Raw genomic sequence first — 9492 nt, forward strand, 5'->3', positions numbered from 1 at the left:
CTGTCTCAGCCCGGCGCGCTCCCCGCCCGAGTTCGTGCCGTCGACTTTACTGCCGACCACCGACATCGAGGCAGGTCCCCACCCGCAATCGGGGCGGTGACGGCCGACGAATTCGGTTGGCTGGGCATCGCTTCGGACAACCGTTGCCGCCACAGCGTCGAATCTCCACCCGATAGATGCCCGATCGCGCTAGCTTGGATATGTGCGGTGCACGACGATGTCGACCCGCATGCCGACCGAAACGCCGGTGCCGCCGAAGGTGAGAGGTGGTCACATGGATCCGGAGCAGACGCGTATGCGGCGCGGGGTGCCCGAGGCGGCGGCGGTGGGGCTCGATACGCAGCGGACGAAGGCACCGGGCGCGCCCGACGAAGCCGTGATCGCCGAACTGGACATCATGGGCCTGACCGGGGCCGTGGAGATCGGCCGCGGCGGTTTCGGCGTCGTGTACCGGGCCCTGCAACCCGCGCTGGATCGGGTCGTGGCGGTGAAGGTGCTCTCCTCGGAGATCGATGTGGAGAGCCGCGAGCGGTTCCTGCGCGAGGAACAGGCGATGGGCAGGCTCTCCGGCCACCCGAATATCGTCGACATCCTCCAGGTCGACATGACCGATACCGGGCTGCCGCTGATCGTGATGCCGTACTGCTCGCGCGGCTCCCTCGAACGGCTCATCCACGATCGCGGCCCGCTGACCTGGTCGGACACCCTGCGCGCCGGGGTGAAGCTGGCCGCGGCGATCGAGTCGGCGCATCGCGCGGGCATCCTGCACCGCGACGTGAAACCGGCGAACGTGCTGATCAGCGGTTACGGCGAACCGCAGCTCACCGACTTCGGCATCGCCCGTATCCCCGGCGGCTTCCAGACCTCGAGCAGCCTGATCACCGGTTCGCCCGCATTCACCGCGCCGGAGGTCCTCAAAGGCCACGAACCGACCGTGCGGTCTGATATCTACGGTCTCGGCGCGACCCTGTTCGCGCTGCTCACCGGCCACGCCGCGTTCGAACGACAGACCGGCGAGAAGGTGGTGGCCCAGTTCCTGCGCATCACCACCCAGCACGTCCCCGACCTGCGCGAGCTGGACATCCCCGGCGACGTGGCCGCGGCCATCGAACGCGCGATGTCCCCCGATCCGGCCGACCGCCCGGCCTCGGCCCACGAGTTCGGCGAGATGTTGCGCGAGGTCCAGCGCGCGCACGGCCAGATGCCGGACGAAATGGCCCTGCTCGACACCGAGGAAACCCCCGAAACCACCCCCGAGGTCCCGAAATCCGTGACGGGCCGCCGCAGTTGGCCGCTGTCGCTGGAACCCGCGGGCGCGTCGGTGCCGATGCAGGCCAACACGACCGGCACCCTGCCCCCGACCGCCGCCACCAAGTTCCGCCCGCCCACCCCCGCGCGCGAACCCTTCCCCCGCCAGCGCCTGCTCGACGTGCTGCGTGAGGGCGGCGAACGGCGACTCGCGCTGATCCACGCCCCCGCCGGTTTCGGCAAGTCGACCATCGCCACCCAGTGGCGCACCGACCTGGCCACCCGCGACATCCCGGTCGCGTGGCTGGGTGTCGACCAGGACGACGACAGCGAGATCTGGTTCCTGGCCCACCTCATCGAGGCCATCCGCCGCGTGCGCCCGGATGTGGGCGCGGGTTTGGAGCAGGTGCTCGAGGAACGGCCCGCCGACGCGGTCGCCTATGTGATCGCCACGCTGATCGACGAGATCCACGCCAGCGGACAGCCCGTGGTCGTGGTCGTGGACGACTGGCACCGGGTGCGCGATCCGGGCGTGCGGCGCGCGATGGCGACCCTGCTCGACAACGGTTGCCACCACGTGCGTTTCGTCATCACCAGCCGCGATCAGTCCGGGTTGCCGATCAGCCGGTTGCGGGTGCGCGACGAACTGGTCGAACTCGACGCGGCGGCGCTGCGGCTCACCGAATCGGAGACGCGCCAGATCCTGGTGGAGCGCAACGGTTTCGCGCTCACCGACGAGCAGGTCGAACAGATCCACACCGCCACCGACGGCTGGCCCGCGGCGATCCAACTCGTCAGCCTGACCCTGCGCGGTAAGGCCGACCCGGCCCAGCTGCTGAGTTCGCTGGCCGAGGGCGGGCACGGGATGCGCGAGTACCTGGCCGAGAACGTGCTGGACGCCCTCGCACCCGAGCAGCTCGAATTCCTGATGGCGATCTCGGTGGTGGAGCGGGTGAACGGCTCGCTGGCCGGGGCACTGGCCGATGTCACCGACGGCGCCGCGCTGCTGGCGCAGGCCGAACAGCGTGAACTGTTCCTGCACCGGATCCAGCACGACCCGGAGTGGTATCGGATGCAGCCGCTGTTCGCCGAGCACCTGCGCGCGCGGCTCGAGCGCGAGCACCCCGGGCGGTCGAAGGTGTTGCACCGCAGGGCGGCTCGCTGGTTCGCCGAGCATCAGGCGCTGCGCAAGTCGGTCGATCACGCCTTGGCCGCGACCGATCTCAAGCTCGCCGCCGACCTGCTCGAGACCGGCGGCATGGACCTGATCGACGGCTCGCGGCTGGCCACCCTGCTGGGCACCGTGTCGAAACTGCCGGTGCAGCAGGTGACTTCGCGGTCCAAACTGTTGATGGCGGTGGCGCGGGCGAACATGAACATGCAGCAGACCGGAACGGCGCGCAGTGCGCTGGGCAGGCTGTCGAATCTGCTGGCCCGCAGCGGGCCCGACGAACCCGAGATCACCGAACAGCGCGGGGTGGCAACGGTTTTGCAGGCGGCGGACAAGGTCGCCCACGACGACACAGCCGAGGTCGCCGACCGCCTGGACACCGTGCTTGCCAACCCGGCCGGCCTGCCCGACTGGACCGTCTCGACCGCCGCCAACCTGATGTCGTTCGTTCGCCTGTGCGAATTCGACTACGCGGCCGTGAACGAATTGCAGAACCGCGCCGCCGAGTACCACGCCCGCTCGAAGGACCCGCTGGGCCCGGTGTTCGGCCTGTGCGCCCTCGGCGACGCCGCCTACGAACAGCTCGACATCGACACCGCCACGATCTGCTACGAGCAGGCCTACGAAACCGCGCGAACCAGAGCCGGACCGCGCTCCGACGCGGCCCGCGTCGCCGCCGCCCTGCTGGGCGAATTGGCCTATCGCCGTGGCGATCTCGCCCTGGCCGACCGCCTGCTCGACGAGAGCCACGAGCTGGTCACCCGGGTCGGCCCCGTCGACTTCCTGATCGCCACGTTCGTGATCGGGGCCAGGGTGAAGGCCGCGCTCGGCGACCAGTACACGGCCTCGGCCCGCCTCGACGAGGGCGCGCGGGTGGCCGCGGAGAACAGGCTGGCCCGCCTGGACGCCCACGTGCGCGCCGAGCGGTCCCGCCTCGGCCTGCCCGAGGGCGAGGACCACTTCCGCCCCGACGCCACGGGCAACGGCGGCCGCCGCAAGAAGGGCGCCCCCGCGCTCATCACCGAGGCCCGCGCCATCGCCGACATCCGCACACTGCTGGCCGAACAGCAGCTGCGCGCCGACGATCGCGCGGCCCGGCACGCCAGGGTCATCTACGCGAAAACGCTCGAACAGGGCCGTCCCCGTGCGGAATTGGACGCGACCCTGCTGTTGGCGGAATGTCTGGCCGCCGCGGGCTGGGTGGGGGAGGCGACCGGTCTGGTCCTGCCGGTCCTGCGCACCTGCGCCGAACTCGGCTGGACCAGACCGCTGCTCGACGCCGGTCCGGGCGTGGTCGGCCTGCTCCACGTGCTGCGCACCCAGTCCCACGACGGTGGCGACCACCCGATCCTGCAGGACCTGCCCAGCCACTTTCTAGACGAGCTCTGTTGATCGGCGGCTGGCGCCGCGGGGTTTTCGGCCCTGGCGGGCCTCGCATTCGAGGGGCGATACTCCGCCTTCGGCGTTACGTCTCGCCCCTCGGATGCGAGGCGGGCCGAAAACCGTGCGTGGCATTTTCGTGCAGCTAGCCGCGATTACCCGCCCTGATGCGGGGTCGGCGCGGGTGTTCGCACGAAAATGCCACCCGTTCTGCGTTAGGGCGTCCACCAGGGGCGCAGCGGTACGTCCCAGGTTCCGTTCGCGTCCAGTTTCACGCCGAGCACGTGGTGCAGCTGCACCACATCGCGCTGGAAGCCGAGTCGACAACCCGCCATGTACAGGCCCCACACCTTCGCGGTGCCCTCGCCGACCTCGGCGACGCACGCGTCCCAGTTCGCGACCAGGTTCTTGCACCATTCGTGCAGCGTGAGGGCGTAGTGCTCGCGCAGGTTCTCCTCGTGCAGCACCTCGAGGCCGATGTTCTGGGCCTCGGAGATGATGCGGCCGGAACCGATCAGCTCGCCGTCGGGGAACACGTAGCGGTCGATGAAGTCGCCCGCCTTGGTGGTGCGGGTGTTGTCCGGGCGGGTGATGCAGTGGTTGAGGAACAGGCCGCCGTCGCGCAGCTTGTCCTTGATGTAGCCGAAGTAGAACGGGTAGTTGTGCACGCCGATGTGCTCGGTGAGCCCGATCGAGGAGACAGCGTCGAACTCGCCCTCGGGGATGTCGCGGTAGTCGCTGTAGCGGACCTCGGCGAGCTCGCTCAGGCCCTCGTCGGCGATCTTCTGCTGCGCCCACGCCGCCTGCTCGGCCGACAGGGTCGCGCCGATCACCCGCACCCCGCGCCGCGCCGCGTAGCGGACCATGCCGCCCCAGCCGCAGCCGATGTCGAGCAGCCGGTCGCCTTCCTTCAGGCGCAGCTTCTCGAAGATCAGGCGGTACTTGTTCTCCTGCGCCTGCTCGAGGGTCCAGTCCGGGTCGCCGTAGACCGCGCAGGTGTAGGTCATCGACGGGCCGAGGACGTACTCGTAGAACGTGTTCGAGACGTCGTAGTGGTGGTGGATCGCCTCGGCGTCGCGAGTCTTGGAGTGGCGCAGGCCTTCCAGGGCGATCCGACGCCAGCGCGGCAGGGTCTCCTGCGGCGGCGGGGCGATCGGCTTGAGCCGCTCCCAGCCCAGCGAGCGCGCGATCGTCACCAGCGACAGGGCCGACGGGCGATGAAACTTCATGCCCTGCATGGCCTTCAGGATCTCGTACGGGTCGCCGGGGTGCACACCCTCGGCCACCATGTCGCCGGAGACGTAGGCGCGCGCCAACCCGAGGTCGCCGGGAGCCGACGCCAGGTAGTTGATGCCGCGCGGGGATTTGATCTCGAGTCCGTAGGGCGCGTCGGCGGGGCCGGTGGTGCTGCCGTCGTAGGCGCTGAGTCGAACGGGAATCTCACCGTCGACGAGAGTCTCCACCACTTCGGCAATGCTGAGCCGGGTTCCCAGTTCGGAGAGGCCGACGGCCTTGTCGGTTCGGTCCTTGAATGTCGTCACTTGCGTTGCACCGCCTTCGAATACAGATTCAGCAGTCGTTGGTCCGGGTCGTAACGGGTCTTCAGTTCGGTATAGGTGTCGCCGCCGTAGAGCTCGGCGAACTCGGCCTCCTCGTAGTAGGAGTCCGAGTACAGCGATTTGTGTCCGTCGAACGCGGACACGATCTTCTCGATCGCGCGGTTGGCTGCCCCTTCCGGTTGACCTCGCTCGGCCGGCACCGCCGACCAGAATCCGACATTGACGTAGGTGCGCTGGGGTTCGAGCGGGTAGAGCGGCCACGGGCGCGTGTCGATCTCGCCGGTGGCGTCGTCGAACGCGCGCAACCGCAATGGGCACAACCAGATCGGCTCGATCGGTATTTCCCGCAGGAACCATTCGACGAAGTCGGCGGTGTGCTGCACCGGGACCTCGATGTCCTGCACGACGCGTTCCTGCGGGAGGTTGCCCTTGCGGGCCTGCCTGCGGTCATCGATGCGGTACTTGCGGTCGAGTGCGACCAGCTTCCAGTAGAAGCTGCTGCGGCGCTTGGCTTTCGGCCAGAGTCGGCGGATCTTCGGGTTCTGGGCGCCGAACGCGCGCGAGCACCAGAACCAGTCGGTGTCCCAGCGCCACAGGTAGTCGTGGATGGTCAGCCGGTCGCGCGTCGTGCCGTCGGGGTGCTGGAGCGAGCGGTAGAAGATGTCCATGCCGGTGTAGTCGCTGACCGGGCCCGGTTCGTCGGTCTTGCGGCCCAGGGTCAGGTAGCTCTCGTCGGCGCTGAACACGACCCCGTCGAGGTAGTCGACCGTCTCGCCCTCGTAGGTGCGTTCGAGCACGATCCGTTCCAGGGTCGCTTCGAGTTCGCGCACGTCGTGGAAGCGCACGTGGCGCAGCGCGACGAACGGCAACACCGGTTCGAGTTCGATTTTCAGCCGCACCGAGTAGCCGAGGGTGCCGTAGGAATTGGGGAAACCGTGGAACAGGTCGGCGTGCTCGTTGGTCGGTGTCGCGGTGACGATCTCGCCCGCGCCGGTCAAAATGTCCATCTCCAGCACGGATTCGTGCGGGAGGCCGTTGCGGAAGGAGGTCGACTCGATGCCCAGGCCGGTGACCGCGCCGCCGAGGGTGATGGTCTTGAGCTGGGGCACCACCAGCGGCGCCAACCCGTAGGGCAGGGTGGCCGCGACCAGGTCTTCGTAGGTGGTCATGCCCGCGACATCGGCCGTGCGGGCCGCCGGGTCCACCGCGATCACCTGCCCGAGGCCCGACACATCGAGGCCGGGCGCGGTGGTGGCCGCCCTGGCCCGGAACAAGTTCGACGTCTTCTTCGCCAGTCGGACGACGGCGCCGGGCGGGATGGCGCGATAGCTTTCCAGCAGTCGCTCCACGCCCGCTCGATGCGCGGCATATCCGGACTCGCGTGCGGCCGGTTCGTGACCAGCCCTACCCAAAAGACTCACTGCCACCCCATCGACGCTAGTACGCGCCCGTCCCCCGAGCCACCGGATACTTGCGCGCCGCGACAAAATGTCACGCACATGTTTCTCTCGCCGCCGACCTGGTCGGACGATCCGGACAGCAACAGGGCAGGATGTAACCAGGTCGAGATATATCGCCACCCCCCAGCAAGGAGTCAACAGTGGGACAGGTCAGCGCCAGCAGTTCGGTCGTCGTAGCAGCGGATCCGCAGCGCACGCTCGCCGCGATCGGGGACTACGAGACGGTCCGGCCGCGCATTCTCTCCTCGCACTACCGCGACTACAAGGTGGTCGAAGGCGGTCAGGGCGCGGGCACCGTGGTGGAGTGGACCCTGCAGGCCACCGAGAAGCGTTCGCGCAACGTGCGCGCGAGTGTGACCGTGGCCGATTCCACGCTCACCGAGCGCGACGCCAACTCCACCCTCGTCACCACCTGGGCCGTGACCCCCGAGGGCGCCGGCTCGAAGGTCACTGTCACCACCACTTGGCAGGGTGCGGGCGGCGTGGCGGGCATCTTCGAGGGCATCTTCGCGCCCCTCGGCCTGAAGAAGATCCAGGCCGAGGTGCTCGCCAACCTCGCGCGCGAACTGGCCTGACGGGCTCAGTCCTTGCCGATGTCGAAGAGGTTTCCTTCGGGGTCGGCGAGGGTGGCCCACTGCTGGCCGTACTCGTCGAAGTCGCCGATGTGCTTGCCGCCCAGGCTGATCGCGCGTTCGATGTAGTCGCGCCACTGCGCGGAGTGGAAGTCGATGTGCAGCACGTTCTTTCCGGGGTTCTTGTCCGGGACCTTGATGAACATCAGTGCGGGGCCGTCACTTCCGTACTTGCCGATGGTGGCGAAGTACTCCGAGGCTTCGGGGTCGACGGGCTTGTCGAGCAGTTGGCTGTAGAACGCGGCGAGGGTGCTCGCGTGGTCGCAGTCGAACGTGATGTGTCCGAGGGCCAGGGTCATCGGGGTGCTCCTTCGGTGATGGGCCAGCACACTTCGGTGCGGTATTCGGCCGGGTTGTCGATGCGGTCGGGTCCGATGAGGTAGCGCTCGCGGACCGGTTCGTCGGGTAGGGCGGTGGCGTGTTCGGCGACGTGGCCGCCGAGTGCGCCGTAGGTGCGGTCGAAGTCCTCGAACGCGCCCGCGTGGACGGCCACGGCGAAGCGGCTCGCCGGGAAATCGACCACGTCCAGTCCGCGGGCCGGGGCGAGTTCGGCGCCCGGTGGCAGCGGTACATAGGCGGTCACCGAGCCGGTGGCCTCGGCGAAGAATTGGGTCGAGTAGGTGGCGCCGGCGACTCCGCCGGGGGTGATGCCCTGCTCGAGCAGGGTCACGTAGAGCCGTTCGAAGGCGGTGCCGCACCATGCGGCGATGTCCGCGCGGTCGACGGTCGCGGTGAGCGTCAGCGCGGTGAACGCCGGTTCCACCCGGTAGTCGACCCGCAGCGGTGGCGGGGCCACGGTGAGCAGCGCGCGCAGCGAGGACACCACCGCGCGGGTGCGCGCCAGTTCCGCTTCCATCCTGGTCAGATGGTCACGCAGCGTCGCCTCCCGCGCGGCGGGCTCGGTCGCGGCGAGCACGGTCCTGATCTGCGGCACCGGCATGTCCAGGTCCCGCAGCCGGCGAATCAGATGCGCCCGCTCGACCTGCGCCACCGAATACCGCCGATATCCCGTCCCCGCGTCCACCGCGACCGGCTCCAACAACTCGATCTCGTGGTAGTACCGCAACGTCTTGACGCTGAGATGAGTCAGCCGCGCGAACTCACCGATCGCCACTGTCACTGTCATACGAACCAGCCAACACCCTCCAGCCGGGGGAGGGTCAAGCTCCGACTAGGCCGGGGCCAGGATGAAGGCGGCGACCAGCGGCCAGGAGCCTTCGCGCCACCAGGAGTAGCCGAACCAGACGCCCGGGGTGATCTCGCGGATCTCGTCGTAGACCTGCGGGGTGGGCGACGGGGCGTAGTCGAGGGCCCACGCGGGGCGGCCGTCGAGGATCGAGGGAGCCCGCACCACGGTGGCCGGGAAGGCCTCGATGCCCGCGCCGGTGACGCGGTTGGTCAGCGAGCCGCCGTCCGGCCCCGTGCGGAAGACCTTGCCGATCCACAGCGCGGGCCCGACCGCCTCGAGCTGCGGTGGCCGCGTGACCCACCCGTTGGTGAGGCCGTTGGCGATCGCGCCCGCCTCGGCGTCACGGTAGATCTGGTCCTGCTGACTGACATTGCAGCGGAACCGCACCGCGTCGATGGTCGCCGCGGGATTGCCCGGGTCGAGCACGCACCCCGCGCCGTAGTTGTTGACCCGGTCCCCCGGATCGGCCGAGACGGCCGCGGATGCGAAAACAAGCAGGCCGGTGAAGCAAACACTCACAACGGAAAAAGCGGACAAGCGCGAACGACGAACACCCATCTGATCTCCTAGAGATTGCTGATTCATTGCCCGATCAGGCCAAATGGTAGGCCCACCCCCGCCCGCCCCCGCGATCCCCACGCCACAGCACCCGCAGACAGGGCCACACCCGCGGTGGCATTTTCGTGCAACCATCCGCCAAATCCCGCAAAACCCAGCCCCACCACCCCATCCCCGCACGCTGATGCCACCCACCCCGCCCACCGACAATCCCCCACCCCATAGCCCCCCCACTCCCGCAAACCCAGCCGCACCCCCGCACCCCCGCACGCCGATCCCACCCACCCCGCCCACC

At 68.9% G+C, this 9492-nt stretch carries 7 protein-coding genes; 2 read left to right on the forward strand and 5 right to left on the reverse strand.

Annotation, left to right across the window (positions count from 1 at the left end):
* The first annotated feature begins 274 nt into the window (after nt 1-274).
* Nucleotides 275-3811 carry a protein kinase domain-containing protein gene (locus ACFP3H_RS12630; RefSeq protein WP_378604407.1) on the forward strand — a complete coding sequence of 1179 codons (3537 nt, stop codon included), beginning with the start codon at nt 275-277 and terminating at the stop codon, nt 3809-3811.
* 203 nt (nt 3812-4014) lie between these two features.
* On the opposite strand, the gene ACFP3H_RS12635 is transcribed toward ACFP3H_RS12630, so the two are convergent.
* Both ACFP3H_RS12635 and ACFP3H_RS12640 read right to left on the reverse strand, forming a co-directional pair.
* On the reverse strand, nt 4015-5340 hold the full coding sequence (locus ACFP3H_RS12635) for a class I SAM-dependent methyltransferase (RefSeq protein ID WP_378604410.1): 1326 nt from the start codon (nt 5338-5340) through the stop codon (nt 4015-4017).
* On the reverse strand, nt 5337-6779 hold the full coding sequence (locus ACFP3H_RS12640) for an FAD-binding oxidoreductase (protein WP_378604458.1): 1443 nt from the start codon (nt 6777-6779) through the stop codon (nt 5337-5339). Before ACFP3H_RS12640 ends, ACFP3H_RS12635 begins: the two co-directional genes overlap by 4 nt.
* A gap of 179 nt (nt 6780-6958) precedes the next feature.
* Between ACFP3H_RS12640 and ACFP3H_RS12645 the strand changes: the two genes are divergently transcribed.
* Entirely contained in the window at nt 6959-7393 is a 435-nt protein-coding gene (locus ACFP3H_RS12645) for an SRPBCC family protein (RefSeq protein ID WP_378604413.1), read from the forward strand.
* Between the two features lie 5 nt (nt 7394-7398).
* Here the strand turns inward: ACFP3H_RS12645 and ACFP3H_RS12650 are convergent, their stop codons facing one another.
* From ACFP3H_RS12650 to ACFP3H_RS12660, 3 genes are read right to left on the reverse strand one after another with little or no spacing between them, the layout of a single operon-like run.
* Nucleotides 7399-7749 (reverse strand): VOC family protein, encoded by a 351-nt coding sequence (locus ACFP3H_RS12650; RefSeq protein ID WP_378604416.1) that lies wholly within the window; start codon nt 7747-7749, stop codon nt 7399-7401.
* Complete coding sequence (locus ACFP3H_RS12655; protein WP_378604419.1) at nt 7746-8576, reverse strand: MerR family transcriptional regulator; 831 nt, start codon at nt 8574-8576, stop codon at nt 7746-7748. The genes ACFP3H_RS12650 and ACFP3H_RS12655 overlap by 4 nt, the downstream gene beginning before the upstream one ends.
* A 45-nt stretch (nt 8577-8621) precedes the next feature.
* Complete coding sequence (locus ACFP3H_RS12660; protein ID WP_378604422.1) at nt 8622-9158, reverse strand: hypothetical protein; 537 nt, start codon at nt 9156-9158, stop codon at nt 8622-8624.
* Nucleotides 9159-9492: the final 334 nt, after the last annotated feature.

Source organism: Nocardia lasii, from assembly GCF_042658545.1.
GTDB lineage: Bacteria > Actinomycetota > Actinomycetes > Mycobacteriales > Mycobacteriaceae > Nocardia > Nocardia lasii.